The following is a 15387-nucleotide window of genomic DNA, read 5'->3' as shown; positions in this document are numbered from 1 at the left end:
GTCCTGATGTTCTGGCGCGGAGTCTGGGGCTATCTGCCCGCCAATGTGATCCAGGGCGTGGTCGGCTTTCTGACCCTGGTACTGTTCACCCGCCTGCTGAGCCCCGATGACTTCGGGCGCTATGCGGTCGCCTTTGCGATATTCAGCCTGACCCATGTGGCGGTGTTCACCTGGATCGAGGCGGCGATGGCGCGCTTCTGGGCTGCCGAGAGCGAGGGGCCCTCACTGGCCGACCATTTCGCCGGACTGTATCAAGCGACCTTTGTCCTGACGCTGATCTTCCTGCCGGTCATGGGACTGGCCATCTGGCTGTGGCCGATGGACATGACCTTCCGGATCGCCGTGGCGGCCGGGGTGGCCGGTGTCCCCGTGCGCTGCCTCGCGCGGCTGGTGCAGGAGCGGTATCGGGCCTCGGGCGAGGTCGGCAAGTCGGCCTGGGTGGACATCTTCACCAGCGTCGGCGGGCTTGGAATCGGCGTGGTCTTCGCCCTGCTGGGGGCCGGCGCGGCCTCCCCCCTGATGGGGCTGGGACTGGCGCCGCTGGTGCTTCTGCCGTTCGTGCTGCCGGCCGAGCTCAGGTTCGCGCGGGGGGGACGGGCCGATCCGCGGCGCCTTTTGTCCTATGCCCGCTATGGCTATCCGATCGCCATATCGCTGGCCCTGACGCTTGTCCTGGGATCAACCGACCGGATCCTGCTGGCCGTGTTTCTGGATGAGGCGGCGACCGGGGCCTATCACGCGGCCTACAGCTTGGCGAACCGTACCCTGGATGTGCTGTTCATCTGGCTGGGCGCGGCGGGCGGGCCGGCCCTGGTCATGGCGCTGGAACGGCACGGCCATGACGGACTGAAGGTGGCGGCCCGCGAGCAGGCCTCGACCTTTCTGCTGATCGGCATTCCCGCCGCCGTCGGTCTGGCCCTGGTGGCGCGCCCGATGGCCGAGTTCATGATTGGTGAAGATCTACGCGGAGCCGCGGCCGCCATCACGCCGTGGATCGCCTTTGCCGCCCTGATGTCGGGACTGTCGAGCTACTACTTCGGTCAGGCCTTTACGCTGGGCAAGCGCACCAGCCTGTTGTTCGTGACCATGGCGATCCCCGCGCTGGCCAATGTCGCCCTGAATCTGGTCCTGATCCCGGCGCACGGGGTGATGGGCGCCGCCTGGGCCACCGCCGCCAGCCTCGGGCTGGGGCTGACGTCGGTCATCCTGATCGGACGACGGGTCGTGGCCCTGCCCATTCCGGTCGACAGCCTGATCCGGATCGGCGTCGCGTCGGTGGCGATGGCCGCCGTGGTCATGACCCTGCCCTCGCCGGGTGGCTTTGTCGAGCTGATGCTGGATGCCGGGGTGGGTGCCGCCGTTTACGGGCTGGTCGCCATCTCGCTCAATGCCGCGGGAGTTCGCGATGTGCTGGCGGACCGCTATCGGCGACTGAAAGCCCGGGGGGTGCCGGCATGAACCGCGCGCGCATGATCGACAGCCCGGCGTATGCGACGGCCCGTCCGACCCTGTCGGTGCTGATCCCGTTTCTGCGGGACGACCCCACAGCCCTGCTGCAATGTCTTGATGGGGAGGCCCCGGCGCTGGAGGGCGCAGTCGAGCTGGTCGTCCTGGATGACGGGACCGGGGATGCCACGCTGACCACCGCCCTGATGGGTGAGGTCGGAGCGGCCCGGCTGCCCGTTCGCCTGATCACCCTGCCGACCAATGAAGGACGTTCGCAGGGGCGCAACCGGCTGGCGACCGCAGCGCGGGGCCGGACCTGGCTGTTCCTCGACAGCGACATGCGGCCGGACCGACCCGATTTCTTGCAGGCCTGGCTGGCTCTGGTGCGGCAAGACGACCCCGCAGTGGCGTTCGGCGGTTTCTCGCTGCTGCAGGCGCCGACGGACGGGCAGTTCGCGGTTCATCGGGCGCTGGCGGCACGATCCGAGTGCCTGCCGGTCGAGGTGCGTCGCCTGACCCCCGAGAAATACGTCTATACCTCCAACCTTCTGGTCCGGCGCGATGTGTTCGAGAGCGAGGCCTTCGACCCCGGCTTTACCGGCTGGGGCTGGGAGGACGTGGAATGGGCCATGCGGGTCTCGCGCGCCCATCCGGTTCTCCATGTCGACATTCCCGCCACCCATATGGGTCTGGACACGGTCGAGAGCCTGATGCGGAAATATGAGCAGTCAGCCGCAAACTTTGCCCGGGTAATCGACAAGCATCCCGATATAATCGCCACCTATCCCAGCTATCGGGCGGCACGGAAGATCCGGAGTATCCCCGGACGGGGCGTGCTGCGCGGAATGGCGCGGGCGTGGGCGCTGCGGGACGGGCTTCCGGTCGCCAGCCGGGCCTTTGCCCTGCGCCTTTACCGCGCCGCTCTTTATGCCGAGGCGGTGTGATGAGCCGGGTTGCCGTCATCGTCCCCACGCTGAGACGCCCCGAGGGGCTGGCCAGCGCGCTCGCCTCACTGGTGGCGCAGGAGGGCGTCGCCGACGTGCCGGGCGAGATCGTGGTGGTCGACAATGACCGCGAGCCCAGCGCGCGGGCGGTGACAGAGCGCTTTCAGGGACAGGCCCTTCCCGTCGTCTATGTGCACGAGCCTACGGTCGGGGTGGCCTCGGCGCGGAACGCCGGGCTGGCGGCGACCGATGCGCCGCTGATCGCCTTTCTGGACGATGACGAGATCGCCTCGCCCGGATGGCTGGCCGCGCTTCTGGCCACGCAGGCGAACATCGGCGCGGATGTTGTGTTCGGTCCGATCCGGGGCCAGACGCCGGAGGCCCCTGCTGACGTGCGCCCTTATCTCGAAGAGTTCTTCGGGCGTGCCGGTCCGAAGAGCGATGCCCTGATTGACCACCCCTTCGGCTGTGGCAACAGTCTGATGGTGCGGGCGACCGCCCTGCCCGGCCCGGCGCCGTTCGAGGTGCGCTGGGACCAGTCGGGCGGCGAGGATGACGCCCTGTTCGCCGCCCTGAGCGCACGCGGGGGTCGCTATGGCTGGTCAGCCGGGGCCTGGGTGGATGAAGTCGCACCGGCCCACCGCGCCAATCTGGGCTATGCCCTGTCGCGCGCCTTTGCCTATGGCCAGAGCCCGTCGCAGGCGGCCTGGGGCAGGCGGGACATGGTCGGTGTGATCAAATGGATGGCGGTCGGTGCGGTACAATTGGTGGGCTGGAGCGTCATCGCCCTGCCGCTGACCCTGCTGCGAAGACCCGGACGGGCGCGAGCGCTGGATCGGGCGGCGCGGGGTCTGGGCAAGCTGCTGTGGATGCCGGGGCTGGAGCCGCGCTTTTACGGCGCATCGGAATTGCAGCGACTGGACCGCGCCGTGACCTAGGCTGACCGGCGGCGCAGCAGGGTCGGTGCCTGATAGGTTGATCGGTTGACGACCACGCCGGCGATATGACCGCCGACCGCCTCGATCTCGTCGCGCAGGGCCACGGGGGCCGCGGCCTCGGTGGCCTGACCGGCCACCACAAGCACGGTGAGATCGGCAAGCGGGGCCAGGATCAGGGCCAGATCGCTGCGGTCCGCAGATGGCGCATCGATGACGATGGTCTCGGCATGGGCGCGAATGGCATCCCAGTAGCGGCTGTCGTCGATGGCCTCGGCGCGCTGGCCTGAGCGCAGGATTTCCTGATTGAAGCGGGTCACCCACAGGCGACCGCCAAGGGCCGGGCGCGCGGTCAGAAGGCGTGCCGGGGCCACGACCTGGCCGTCCCGTCCCATCAGAGGCGGACTGATGGCGAAGAAGCTGGACCCGTCGGGTGAGGCCTGGGCCGGGCGTCCCAGCCGACCGAAGCGTTCGGGATCGGCACCGATGGCCTCCATCTGGCCCTGCTGGACAAGGTCGGCATCGATCAGCCACACGGGGCGGCGCGCCCGCACGGCGGCGAGGCGGGCATATTCACGGGCGACGGTCGAGGTCCCCTCACCCGCCAGGGCCGAAACGAACAGGATCACGCGGCCGCGATGCCTACGACCGGGCCCCAGGGCGGCCCACAACTCTGCCATTTCGGTCGTCAGGTCGATCATCGAATCGCAATCACACGCACCACTGCACCGAACAGGCTAACACGCCCGCGCTCTTATCGTGCCTTCAGGGGCGCGACCGCCAGCACCGGCATGTCGAGGGTGCGGCCAACCACCCCCGCCGTCGCGAAATCGCGCCGGGAGAAAATCCGTATCAGCCCGACGCAGAGCGCCGTGAACCCGGCAAACAGGATCACCAGAGCCAGCAGAGGCAGCTTGAGGCTCTTGCCGGTGGTCGGCGCGGTGGCCCGCTCGATCACGGTGACATTGTCTGCGCCGGCTTGGACCAGGGCGCTGTCGGCGCGGCTTTGAGAGGCGCGTTGTTGGAACTCCCGGATGTTGGCCGACAGCACCTCGCGCTCGCTGGACAGGGTGGCGTTCTGGGATTCCATCTGCACCAGGTCGGACTGACGGGCCTTGATCTGGGCCAACTGGCCGTCGAGCACCGCCAGCCGGGCCTGAAGCGAGTCGCGCTCGGCCTGAACGGTGATCCGGGTCGTTTCCAGCTCGGTCCAGATCGGGTTCGGACCGGTGCGCACCTCCTTGACCCCGATCCCACCGCCCGAAGCGACATAGGCCTCCAGCTGGGCAATGCGGGCCTCGATGTCGCGGACGGGCTGGGAATCCGGAAGGTAGCGGGCCAACAGGGCCTCGCGCTCGTTGCGGGCCTGAAGAATCTGGTCCCGGGCCGACACGTTCAGATCCTGGGACAGGGCAACCTCGGGCGGGGTGCGGGCCAGCTGAGCCTCGAGTGTCTGCAGGCGCTGATCCGTCTGTCTCAGCAGGGCCTGGGTCGACAGGCGGTCGGCATAGACCGTCTGATAGCTGGTGGCATAGCCGGCCTTGGCCGCCGCGAAGTCGCCGATGTCATTGGAACGTAGAAAGGCCTGATACTCGGCATCGGCCTGGGCTAGGTCATTCTCGAAGGCCTGCTGCTGGGCCAGGTTGGCATCGGTGGAGCGATCCGTGAACAGTTCGCGGCGATAGGTCAGATAGGAGTCGATGATCGCGTTCAGCACCGTGGCCGAGCGCGCGGCATCATGGCTTTCAAAGCCCACGGCGATGATCGGGCTCCCGGGTGAGACCCCGACCTTGAGACCATCCTGAAGCGCCTTCATGGCCCGTGCCTCCTGAACGGCCCGGGTGCCGCTGGTCTCGTCGCCAAGGATGGCGGCGGGGCCCAGGGACTGGACGACGCGTTGTTTGACTTCGTTGCTGCTCAGGATCGAAGCCTCGGACTGGGTGACCAGATCGCCGTCCGGCGCCTGCCCTCTTTCCGTCAAGCCGACGCGGGGCTGATAGACATATTCCTGACCGACCCCGGCAAGGATCCGAGCCTCGGCCGTATAGGTCTTTTGCAGGGTCATGACGGCCAGAGTGCCCAGAACGGCAATCACCAGAAACACCAGCACCATGATGCCGATCTGATGAAACAGCAGCCCGACGATGTCCGCCAGGTCATATCGGGGTCTGGCAGAGGTGTAGGCGGTGGAACGCATACGGGGGAGAATCCTGTCGGGCCGGTCCGGATGATCCTGTGCCCCGCGCGTTAACCATCGGTTACCCACGTTCCCCGACAGTGCCATGGCCATGGTCAGAATGAGTCGAGGTAAGCCCGGATGACGGTCGATCGCAGACACCTGCTGTTGCTGGGGGTGGCGCTGGGGTTGTCAGCCTGCGGCGGCAACGCGGGGCGCATGCCCTCGGCCGGCTATGGCCGGGTCGCCACGACGGCCTCGCCCGGGGCATTCCCGGATATCGCCTTCGCGGACTGGACCGACGCAGAGCCGGAGTATGTTCTTTATCCCGGCGACGAGATCGAGGTCGCAACGCCGACCGCGCCGGAGCTGACCCGCACGCTCCGGGTCGGTCCGGACGGACGGGTGTCCCTGCCCCTGATCGGCCAGGTGATGGCGGCGGACCGGACCCTGTTCGAGCTGGAAAGCGATGTCAGCGCGGCCCTGTCCACCCAGCTGGTTCGCCCCGTCGTCGAGGTGACGCTGAGGCAGGCCGGGCCGCTCAAGGTCTGGGTGGACGGCGAGGTCCGCGCCCCGGGTGTCTATGACATGGCGGGCGACATCGATGCCTATCAGGCCATCATCCAGGCTGGCGGGTTCCTGCCCACCGCCCGACCGGCCGAGGTGGCCCTGATCCGCCGGGGGCCCGGCGGTCGGCGCATGATGCGGGTTCTGGATCTCAGACCGCGCCGGGGCGAGATTGTCGCTCTGCGACGGGGCGATGTCCTGTTCGTGCCGCGATCCAACCTGGGCGAGCTGGCCAACTTCTTCACGCAGATTCGCAACGCCCTGCCCATCGGCTTCAACTACACGATCAACGGGCAGTATCAGCAGTTTTAGGCCGCGAGCGTCACCGTGCCAGCGTCGATCCAGCGGCGAGCGGCGCGCTGGGCCTCGCTGATTTCCTCGCGGTCCATCTCCATCGACATCTCGCGGCGATAGTCGCGCGCCTCGATCGAGCCCTTCATGGCCGCCAGATTGAAGATCATGTGGGCCGAGACCCGGTCGAGGGGACAGCCCCCCTGCCCGGCCGAATACATCAGGCCCAGTTTGAACAGGGCGTCGCCGTCCATGTCCGGGGTGGGCAGCGGCAGGCCGCCCGTTTCAGCATCCTGCGCGAGTTCTTGCGCCATCATCACCAGTCCCTCCAGCCAAGGCCTTTCTGGCCCGCCGATGGTCCCGATAAAACCGGTCGCGATTGAAGTTAGCGTTAACACCACAGGGGCTTGCGACGACTTTTGTGTCACCAAGTCATGAAGACAAGTTGCTGTATTTACTACGCGTAAATCGGTTGTTCAGAGGCGGTTTACGGTTGATGGGCGGGCCTCATCCCCGACGGGCGCGTTGGCCGAACAGCAGCTTGCGCGCCTCTTCCGCGTCCTTGCCGGCAGCGCCGAGATTGCTTCGCAGCTCATCGCCGACGGCCCGCCCGGCCTTGACCGCAGGCCTCTGCCCCACCCGATCCATCCAGGCGGCGAGGTTGGGAAACTCGGCCAGGTCCTGCCCCTGATGCGTGGGCAGGATCCAGGGCCAGATGGCCATGTCCGCGATGGAGTAGTCCCCGGCGACGAACGCGCGGTCGGCCAGGCGGCGGTCCAGAACGCCATACAGGCGGTGGGTCTCGTCCGTATAGCGGCGGACACCATAGGCGATCTGGCGCTGGTCCTTGATCATGGCGGGGGCATACTGGCGGAAGTGGTGGGTCTGGCCGGCCATGGGGCCGAGGCCGCCGACCTGCCAGAACAGCCACTGGTCGACCTCGGTGCGGGCACGGACGTCCTGCGGATAGAACTGTCCGGACTTGAGGCCCAGATACTGAAGGATGGCGCCGGACTCGAAGATCGACAGCGGCTGGCCGTCCGGGCCGTCGGGATCGATGATGGCGGGCATGCGCCCGTTGGGGCTGATGGCCTGAAAAGCGGGTTCGAACTGCTCGCCCCGGCCGATATTTACCGGCTTGACCTCATAGGGCAGCCCCATTTCCTCAAGGGCGATCGAGACCTTCCAGCCATTGGGCGTCGGCCAGTACCAGAGTTCGATGGGGCGGGTCATGGAGGCCTCCTGCTTGCGGCCCTTGCATCTGGGCACAGGACAGACCCGTCACAAGGTTTTCCTGACCATGGCGTTCAGGTCGGGTTCATTTGGAACCCGACAGCCTCCGCTCATCGCGGATCAAGCCTGATCCACCGGACCCTCACCGGAGTAGAGTCATGAGACATCTTGCCCGCGTGGCCGTCGCCGCGCTCACAATGGCCGCCCTGGCCGTACCCGCCATCGCCGAAGCCCAGAGCCGCCGCGACCGCGACGACCGACGGGAATGGCGTCAGGACCGTCGCGACGACCGACGGGACTACCGCCGCGACCGGCGCGATGATCGGCGGGACTATCGAAACGACCGCCGCGATGACCGCCGCGACTACCGCAATGATCGCCGCGCCGACCGCTGGGACCGCAACAACCGCGACTGGTGGCGGGGTCGTCCGGAGTTCCATGACTTCCGCGGACAACGCCGGGGTTACTGGTATGCGCCGGGGTACGGCTACTACCGGGTCGAGCCACGCTACTACGGCTATCGCTGGCAGCGGGGCGCGCGCCTGCCGGCGACCTATCACCGCTATTATGTGCGGGACCCGCATTACTATGGTCTGAGGCCCGCTCCGCGCGGTTATCGCTGGGTCCATGCCGACAACAACATCCTGCTGGTAGCCCTGGCCACGGGCATCATCGCCGAGGTGCTGCTGGACATCTGGTAGGCGTCCACGGTTTCGGACAGAAAACCCCGCGTGGTTCGCCGCGCGGGGTTTCTCATGACCGGCAGTCAGATTTCGTTCACATACGGTTCAGCCTGTTCCTGCCAAGCCTCGGCACAGGTCATCGATCGGGATGACAGACAGGGGCGACAAGGACATCGAGATGAAGCGTACTCTTTTGGTCTTCAGTGCCTTGACGGCGTTCGCGGCCCCCGCGATCGTGCCTGCAGTCGCTGAGGCGCAGCAGTCTGAACGCCGCCAGGATCGGGGAGACCGCCGGGGCGGCGAGGCTCGTACCGAACGCCAGGAGCAGCGCCGCGAGGCCCGGCCACAGACCCCGGCCCAGCCCCGCACGGATCGCCCGCAGACCCGTCAGGACCGCGGCGACCGCCGCGAGGATCGTCAGGATCGACGGCCCGATACCCGGCCGGACACGCGACCGGATACGCGTCCGGGGACCCGCCCCGACACTCGTCAGGATCGGCGTGAGGATCGGCGCGACGACCGGCAAGACCGCCGCGAGGATCGGCGCGACGATCGACGCCCCGACACCCGCCCCGGCACGCGACCGGATGCCCGTCAGGATCGCCGCGAAGATCGCCGCGACGACCGTGGGGGGCGGCGCGAGGACCGGCAGGAGTGGCGGGGCGACCGTCGCGACGACCGGGCCGACCGGCGTGATGACCGGCGCGGAGATCGTTATGAAAACCGCCGAGACCGGCGCGACTACAATGAGTTCCGGCGCAACTGGAACCGGGACCACTGGCGCCGCGACTGGGACCGTCGTCATCGCTCGGACTGGTGGCGGGGGCACCGCTCGTTCCGGGGCTATACCGGCGTCCGCATCGGCTTCTATTTCGCGCCGGGCTACGGCTATTACTCGGTGCCGCGCCAGTACTGGAACCAGCGGTGGTACGAGGGGCAGTACCTGCCGTCCATCTTCTGGCGGTATCAGGTGAACGACTATCGCACCTACGGTCTGGGCTTCCCGCCGCTCGGCACCCGCTGGGTCTATGTGGACAACCACATCTATCTGATCGACGAATACGACGGCTACATCATCGAGGTCGTCTACGACTTCTGGCGCTGGTAGGCGTCAGGCCTGAATGACGAAGGGCCCGGAGAGCGACCTCCGGGCCCTTTTTTTCGTCGCGCTCAAGCAGCGAGCGACCGCGTCGCGAGCGTTAGTGCGTCAGGAAATACCCAGCTTCGCCTTCAGGATGTCGTTGACCGCAGCGGGGTTGGCCTTGCCACCGGTCGCCTTCATGACCTGACCGACAAACCAGCCGATGGCCTGGGGCTTTTCGGCGACGGCCGCGGCCTTGTCCGGATTGGCGGCGATGATTTCGTCCACGGCCTTCTCGATGGCGCCCGTGTCGGTGACCTGTTTCAGGCCATGCTTCTCGACGACCTCAGCTGGCGCGCCCTCGCCGTTCCAGACGTGGTCGAAGACCTCCTTGGCGATCTTCGACGAGATGACATTGGTCTCGATCAGTTCGACCAGCTCGGCGACATGGCCTGCGGGAAGCGGGTTCTCGCTGAAGTCCTTGCCGTCGGCCGCCAGACGCGCCGAGACCTCATTGGTCACCCAGTTGGACACCAGCTTGGCATCGCGGCCAGTCGCCGCCGCCTCGAAATAGTCGGCCTTGGCCTGTTCCGAGATCAGCACGCCGGCATCGTACTGTGACAGGCCGTACTGGCTCATGAAGCGGCGGCGCTTGTCGTCCGGCAGCTCGGGCAGGCCGGCCTTGATCTCGTCGATCCACGCCTCCTCGATCTCCAGCGGCAGCAGGTCGGGGTCGGGGAAGTAGCGGTAATCGTGCGCCTCTTCCTTGGAGCGCATCGAGCGCGTTTCGCCCTTCACCGGGTCGAACAGGCGGGTCTCCTGGGTGATCGAGCCGCCGTCCTCAAGGATCTCGATCTGGCGGCGGGCCTCATACTGGATCGCTTGAGAAATGAAGCGGAAGCTGTTGACGTTCTTGATCTCGCAGCGCGTGCCGAAGGGCTCGCCCGGACGCCGGACCGAGACGTTCACGTCGGCCCGCAGATTGCCCTTTTCCATGTCGCCGTCGCAGGTGCCCAGATAGATCAGGATGGTCCGGATCTTCTTGACGTAGGCGACCGCCTCTTCGGGGGTGCGCAGGTCGGGGCGCGAAACGATCTCCATCAGGGCCGTGCCCGCGCGGTTCAGGTCGACATAGCTCTCGGTCGGCGACAGGTCGTGGATCAGCTTGCCGGCGTCCTGCTCCAGATGCAGGCGCTCGATGCCGACGTTGAAGAAGCTGCCGTCCTCGGCCTCGACCTCGACCACGCCCTCGCCCACGATCGGGTGATACAGCTGGCTGATCTGATAGCCGGTCGGCAGGTCGGGGTAGAAATAGTTCTTGCGGTCGAACTGGCTGAAGGTGTTGATCTTGGCGCGCAGGCCCAGACCTGTGCGCACGGCCTGTTCCACGCAGAATTTGTTGAGCGTCGGCAGCATGCCGGGAAAGCCCGCATCGACCAGCGACACCTGCTCGTTCGGGCCGGCGCCGAATCCGACGGCCGCCCCCGAGAACAGCTTAGCCTTCGACGCCACCTGGGCGTGGATCTCCAGCCCCATGACGATTTCCCAATCGCCGGTACGGCCCTTGATGGTTTTGGTGTTGGTCGCGGTGTCAGTCATGCCCTGCTTCTAGGACGGTGTTTGCACGGGGTGAAGGTGTTTTCGCGGGCGGGTCGGGAATCCCGTCTTGAGCCTGTCGTGAAAACGGGGTTCTCTGGGCGGGACGTTAACCTTGGAGCCGCCCGCCATGTCCAAATTCATCACCGCCCTCGCCGCCACCGCCCTCGCCACCGGCAGCCTCGCCGGCCTGACCGCCCCGGCCCACGCCACGGAAGCAGCCGCCGTGTCGGTGCGCGCCAACCCGACCGTCGACAGCCCGATCAAGGACCTGCTGGACGATCCCGATACCGCCGCCATCCTTGAGAAGCACCTGCCCGGCATCAGCGACCATCCGGCTCGCCCGCAGTTCGAGGACATGACCCTGGCCGAGGTCATGCCCTACTCCCAGGGCGAAGTGACCCAGGCGATCATCGACGCCATCGACGCGGATATCAAAGCGCTGGAAGAGTAAGGGGCGCCCTTGTCATCCCGGAAGCGCCGCCGGCGCTATCCGGGACGGCAGGTCGTCGTGTCTGTTGCTCCCGGAGCTCACGCCAGTGAGGGTCCGGAAGACGCGTTGCTCGAAAGATGCCTTCTCCCGGATAGACGGTCCCCGTCTTCCGGGAGTTTTGCTTTTTGAGGGTGTGCGTCCCGGATATTCGCTGCGCGAATTCCGGGATGACAATGGGGCACCTCTTTGGGCCGGCGCTAGTTTCACATTCCGCAGGACTAACCGAAGCTAACCATCACCACGAAGATACCCCCGGTGCCGCTGAGGCTTGGGATGTCTTTGAGCATGCCCGTCATCTATCATTCCGGCCTGGTCGACCGTCTCGATAAAGCCGCCAGGCACGAAGGCATAGATAGGCGCCTGCGCCGGCGAGGATCAGGAAGAGGATCGCGAACCCGGCAAAAAAGTAGAAGCCCGGATCCGCCAATGCGTTCTCGCGCCACAGGTCCACCAGTCCGACCTGAAAGGGGAGAACGACCATAGTACCGGCCGCAAAAAGGCCGCCGAACAGCAAGGCGGCACCAAAACCGCCCAGCAAACCTACGAGGTTTCGGCGTCCGCGGTCGTTCACCACCACCGCTCCGGCCTGGCGACGAACCCGGCCGACTGTTCCAGCACGTCTGCCACCTGAAACACCGTCGCCTCATCCAGCGCCTTGCCGATGACCTGAAGGCCGAGGGGCAGGCCGCCGCTGTCGACACCGGCGGGCACAGAAATGCCGGGCAGACCCGCAAGGTTGGCGGTCACGGTGAAGATGTCGTTCAGATACATCTGGATCGGATCGATTTCCTTGTCGCCCAGGGCAAAGGCGGCCGAGGGGGTCGAGGGGGTCAGGATGGCGTCGACCTTGTCCCAGACGGCATCGAAATCCTGGGCGATGCGGCGGCGGACCTTGAGCGCGCGAACGTAATAGGCGTCATAGAATCCGGCCGACAGCACATAGGCGCCGATGGTCAGGCGGCGCTGGACCTCGGTCCCGAAGCCCTCGGCCCGGCTGGTTTCATAAAGGTCGGTCAGCGATTTCGCTTCGGTCGCCCGATGGCCGAAGCGCATGCCGTCATAGCGGGCCAGATTGGACGAGGCCTCGGCCGGAGCGATGATGTAATAGGCCGGCAGGGCATATTTGGTGTGCGGCAGGCTGATCTCGACGATCTCGGCGCCCGCGGCCTTCAGCCACTCGACGCCCTTGTCCCACAGGGCCTGTATTTCGGCGGGCATGCCGTCGACGACGTATTCCTTCGGCACGCCGATGCGCAGACCCTTGACGCCCTTGCCGAGGCTGGCGGTCCAGTCGGGGGTTTCGACGTCGAGGCTGGTCGAGTCCTTCGGATCGAAGGAGCACATGGAGCGCAGCAGGATGGCCGCGTCCTCGACGGTCTTGGTGATCGGCCCGGCCTGATCCAGAGAGGAGGCGAAGGCGACCATGCCGAAGCGGCTGGCGCGGCCATAGGTGGGCTTGATGCCGACCGTGCCGGTGAAGGCCGCGGGCTGGCGGATCGAACCGCCGGTGTCGGACGCCGTGGCCGCGAGGCACAGGTCACCCGCGACCGCCGAGGCCGAACCGCCGGAGCTGCCACCCGGTGTCAGCTCTGCGTTCGAGGCCTTTGATTTCCAGGGATTCCGTACGGGGCCGAAGGCCGAGGTCTCGTTCGACGAGCCCATGGCGAACTCGTCCATGTTGAGCTTGCCCAGCATGACCGCGCCGTCGGCCCAGAGATTGGCCGTGACGGTCGACTCATAGGGCGGGACAAAGCCCTTCAGCATGTTGGAGCCGGCGGTCGTCTGGACGCCGTCGGTGCAGAACAGGTCCTTGATGCCCAGCGGTGCGCCTTCCAGCGCCCCGCCCTCCCCTTTCGCCAGCCGGGCGTCGGAGGCGCGGGCCATGTCGAGCGCCTTGTCGGTCGTCTGGACGACATAGGCGTTAAGGGCCGGATTGGCGGTCTCGATACTGGTGACGAAGGCACGGGTGATCTCTTCCGACGAGAAATCGCGGGCCTTGAGCCCGTCCAGCGCGGCCTTGAGGGTCAATTTGGTCAGGTCGGACATACTATTCGACCACCTTGGGCACGACGAAGAAGCCATCCGCTGACTTCGGGGCGTTGGAGAGCACTTCGGCGACCTTGTTGCCGTCGGTGACCACATCCTCGCGCAGGCGCAGGGGCTGGGCCACGTTCGAGGTCATGGGCTCGACCCCGTCGACATCGACCTCGTTCAGCTGCTCGATCCAGTCCAGGATGCCACTCAGCTCGCGGGCCAGCGGCTCCAGCCGCGCCTCGGGGGTCTTGATACGGGCGAGATGCGCCACCTTGCGCACCGTCGCGGCGTCGATCGCCATTCCGGCCTCTCCACAACTCGGGTGAACGGGCACGCGGCCCGACACGGCGGGATTAGCGGGACAGGCCCTGTTTCACAAGGCGGCGCGGCTAGGTCGACCCCCGTGCCGCGTGCTAGGTCCGGGACTGGCTGCAAGGAGCCCACCATGATTATCACCGGACCTCAGGCGCGCGCGGCGCGCATCCTGGTCGAATGGCCCCGCGACAAGGTCGCCCGTCTGGCGAACATCGACGTCGAGGCCCTGACGGCCTTCGAGCGCGGCAAGGTTGATCCCGGCCAGGCGACCCGGGATGCTCTGCGCGCCGTGCTGGAACAGGCCGGCGCGGTCTTCATCGACGAAGACAGCCCGGGCACCCCCGGTGGTGGCGTCGGGGTACGGCTGAAATGGACGCGCAAGGATGCCCGCCAGATCAACCGCATGGAAAGCGAGGGCGGCCCGGTCGGTGACGACGACGTCTGAGCGCTGCCTTTATCGTGCCGGGGTGACGGTCACCGTTTCGGGCACGCCCCCGGCGGGGCCGGGTGTGAAGCTGAGGATGAGGGCGGTCTGGCGGCTGCTGATCTCGCTGGTGGCCTGATCCATGACGCTTTCGCCGAGCCGCAGTTCGACGCGGCCCGCCGACACCGCCTGGATCTGGTAGTCCAGATAGTCGCCGATGCGGAACACGCGCCAGCCCTCGGCCGGGCTCTGGAAGAAGGCGATGTAGGTATAGAGGCCGTTCATGGCCGGGTCGCCGCCCGCCGTGCCGAACACCTTGGCGGTCAGGTCGCCCTGATCCGGCAGATAGTCGAGCGCCACCACGGCGGCGGCGGTCTGCAGCGAATCGTCCGTTTCTGGCTGGAGGACCACCGCCTGACCGGCCTCGACCAGGGCGCCGCCCGGGGTGGGGGCCGGCGTCGAGCCGGTCGATGTCGACGATCGCGCGGCGGACCCGGGATTGTTGAAGCCCTCCCATGCCGCCGACAGGCGATCGCATCCGGCAAGGCCGCTGATCAGCAGCCCGCACGTTCCCGCAATCATGATGCGTTTCATGATCAGCCTCCCGTTTCCCGCGACCAGCTTCAGCTTTGACAGCCTTGGCAGCAAGCCCTATCGCCTGACACGTGTCCGTCCACGCCCTGCCTGACCTCGCCGCCCATTGCCCGCCCGGCACGCCGTGGCTTGGGCTGGACCTCGGTAGCAAGACCATCGGCGTCGCGGCTTCCGACGCCACGCGCATGATCGCCTCGCCATTCGAGGTGATCCTCCGGACGAAGTTCACCGACGACGCTCATGCCCTGTTCCGACTGATGGACAGCCGGGGTGCCACGGCGCTGGTGATCGGCCTGCCCCTCAATATGGACGGGTCCGAGGGCCCGCGCGCCCAGTCCAGCCGCGCCTTTGCCCGCAACCTCGACCGCCTGCGCGACATTCCGGTCGCCTTCTGGGACGAGCGGCTATCGACCTCGGCCGTCGAACGGTTCCTGATCGACGATATGGATATGAGCCGCGCCCGCCGGGGCGAGGTCGTCGACCGCAATGCCGCGGCGTGGATTCTGCAGGGCGCACTGGACAGTCTGCGCGGCTGATCGCGGTTCGCGCTTTCGTTTTGCCGCGCATCGGACTAT

The 15387-nt window shown here is 66.8% G+C and carries 18 protein-coding genes; 9 read left to right on the top strand and 9 right to left on the bottom strand.

All coding sequences use genetic code 11. The features are described 5' to 3' along the window. The first annotated feature begins 6 nt into the window (after window positions 1–6). Genes IBJ06_RS04230 through IBJ06_RS04220 form a run of 3 tightly spaced genes read left to right on the top strand, consistent with a single transcriptional unit; the run spans window position 7 to window position 3328 of the window. Window positions 7–1458, top strand: coding sequence for a polysaccharide biosynthesis C-terminal domain-containing protein (locus IBJ06_RS04230; protein ID WP_292157586.1), 1452 nt, complete (start codon window positions 7–9; stop codon window positions 1456–1458). Next, window positions 1455–2390, top strand: coding sequence for a glycosyltransferase family A protein (locus IBJ06_RS04225; RefSeq protein WP_292157584.1), 936 nt, complete (start codon window positions 1455–1457; stop codon window positions 2388–2390). The genes IBJ06_RS04230 and IBJ06_RS04225 overlap by 4 nt, the downstream gene beginning before the upstream one ends. After that, a complete protein-coding gene (locus IBJ06_RS04220) occupies window positions 2390–3328 on the top strand; it encodes a glycosyltransferase family 2 protein (protein WP_292157582.1) in 939 nt (312 codons plus the stop codon). Before IBJ06_RS04225 ends, IBJ06_RS04220 begins: the two co-directional genes overlap by 1 nt. Here the strand turns inward: IBJ06_RS04220 and IBJ06_RS04215 are convergent. Continuing rightward, a complete protein-coding gene (locus tag IBJ06_RS04215; RefSeq protein WP_292157581.1) occupies window positions 3325–4026 on the bottom strand; it encodes a hfsB in 702 nt (233 codons plus the stop codon). The two genes, IBJ06_RS04220 and IBJ06_RS04215, sit on opposite strands and share 4 nt — an antisense overlap. Before the next feature lie 53 nt (window positions 4027–4079). After that, window positions 4080–5522, bottom strand: a complete 1443-nt coding sequence (locus tag IBJ06_RS04210) for a Wzz/FepE/Etk N-terminal domain-containing protein (protein ID WP_292157580.1) — start codon at window positions 5520–5522, stop codon at window positions 4080–4082. Window positions 5523–5642: 120 nt separating this feature from the next. Between IBJ06_RS04210 and IBJ06_RS04205 the strand changes: the two genes are divergently transcribed. Continuing rightward, window positions 5643–6380 (top strand): polysaccharide biosynthesis/export family protein, encoded by a 738-nt coding sequence (locus IBJ06_RS04205; protein ID WP_292157578.1) that lies wholly within the window; start codon window positions 5643–5645, stop codon window positions 6378–6380. On the opposite strand, the gene IBJ06_RS04200 is transcribed toward IBJ06_RS04205, so the two are convergent. Continuing rightward, entirely contained in the window at window positions 6377–6676 is a 300-nt protein-coding gene (locus IBJ06_RS04200; RefSeq protein WP_292157577.1) for a sel1 repeat family protein, read from the bottom strand. The two genes, IBJ06_RS04205 and IBJ06_RS04200, sit on opposite strands and share 4 nt — an antisense overlap. A gap of 190 nt (window positions 6677–6866) precedes the next feature. Then, window positions 6867–7592 (bottom strand): glutathione S-transferase N-terminal domain-containing protein, encoded by a 726-nt coding sequence (locus IBJ06_RS04195; RefSeq protein ID WP_292157576.1) that lies wholly within the window; start codon window positions 7590–7592, stop codon window positions 6867–6869. A 158-nt stretch (window positions 7593–7750) separates the two neighbouring features. Between IBJ06_RS04195 and IBJ06_RS04190 the strand changes: the two genes are divergently transcribed. Together IBJ06_RS04190 and IBJ06_RS04185 are read left to right on the top strand one after the other, a co-directional pair. Further along, window positions 7751–8293, top strand: coding sequence for an RcnB family protein (locus IBJ06_RS04190; RefSeq protein ID WP_292157573.1), 543 nt, complete (start codon window positions 7751–7753; stop codon window positions 8291–8293). 160 nt (window positions 8294–8453) lie between these two features. Then, window positions 8454–9383 carry an RcnB family protein gene (locus IBJ06_RS04185; RefSeq protein ID WP_292157572.1) on the top strand — a complete coding sequence of 310 codons (930 nt, stop codon included), beginning with the start codon at window positions 8454–8456 and terminating at the stop codon, window positions 9381–9383. 99 nt (window positions 9384–9482) lie between these two features. On the opposite strand, the gene gatB is transcribed toward IBJ06_RS04185, so the two are convergent. Further along, entirely contained in the window at window positions 9483–10955 is a 1473-nt protein-coding gene (gene gatB / locus IBJ06_RS04180) for an Asp-tRNA(Asn)/Glu-tRNA(Gln) amidotransferase subunit GatB (RefSeq protein WP_292157569.1), read from the bottom strand. Window positions 10956–11082: 127 nt separating this feature from the next. On the opposite strand from gatB, the gene IBJ06_RS04175 reads away from it, so the two are divergent. Further along, window positions 11083–11406, top strand: a complete 324-nt coding sequence (locus IBJ06_RS04175) for a hypothetical protein (RefSeq protein WP_292157567.1) — start codon at window positions 11083–11085, stop codon at window positions 11404–11406. A gap of 331 nt (window positions 11407–11737) precedes the next feature. Here the strand turns inward: IBJ06_RS04175 and IBJ06_RS04170 are convergent, their stop codons facing one another. Genes IBJ06_RS04170 through gatC form a run of 3 tightly spaced genes read right to left on the bottom strand, consistent with a single transcriptional unit; the run spans window position 11738 to window position 13780 of the window. Continuing rightward, on the bottom strand, window positions 11738–12016 hold the full coding sequence (locus IBJ06_RS04170) for a hypothetical protein (RefSeq protein WP_292157565.1): 279 nt from the start codon (window positions 12014–12016) through the stop codon (window positions 11738–11740). Further along, window positions 12013–13491, bottom strand: a complete 1479-nt coding sequence (gene gatA / locus IBJ06_RS04165; protein ID WP_292157562.1) for an Asp-tRNA(Asn)/Glu-tRNA(Gln) amidotransferase subunit GatA — start codon at window positions 13489–13491, stop codon at window positions 12013–12015. Before gatA ends, IBJ06_RS04170 begins: the two co-directional genes overlap by 4 nt. Window position 13492: 1 nt before the next feature. Further along, window positions 13493–13780, bottom strand: coding sequence for an Asp-tRNA(Asn)/Glu-tRNA(Gln) amidotransferase subunit GatC (gene gatC / locus IBJ06_RS04160; protein WP_292157560.1), 288 nt, complete (start codon window positions 13778–13780; stop codon window positions 13493–13495). 144 nt (window positions 13781–13924) lie between these two features. Between gatC and IBJ06_RS04155 the strand changes: the two genes are divergently transcribed. Further along, entirely contained in the window at window positions 13925–14239 is a 315-nt protein-coding gene (locus tag IBJ06_RS04155; protein WP_292157558.1) for a DNA-binding protein, read from the top strand. Between the two features lie 9 nt (window positions 14240–14248). Here the strand turns inward: IBJ06_RS04155 and IBJ06_RS04150 are convergent, their stop codons facing one another. Continuing rightward, window positions 14249–14812, bottom strand: coding sequence for a hypothetical protein (locus IBJ06_RS04150; protein ID WP_292157556.1), 564 nt, complete (start codon window positions 14810–14812; stop codon window positions 14249–14251). 71 nt (window positions 14813–14883) lie between these two features. On the opposite strand from IBJ06_RS04150, the gene ruvX reads away from it, so the two are divergent. Then, window positions 14884–15348, top strand: coding sequence for a Holliday junction resolvase RuvX (gene ruvX / locus IBJ06_RS04145; RefSeq protein ID WP_292157555.1), 465 nt, complete (start codon window positions 14884–14886; stop codon window positions 15346–15348). Window positions 15349–15387 lie beyond the last annotated feature (39 nt).

The sequence above is a fragment of the Brevundimonas sp. genome, assembly GCF_016742135.1.
Classification (GTDB): Bacteria; Pseudomonadota; Alphaproteobacteria; order Caulobacterales; family Caulobacteraceae; genus Brevundimonas.
This window is presented reverse-complemented; position numbering and strand designations above follow the sequence as displayed.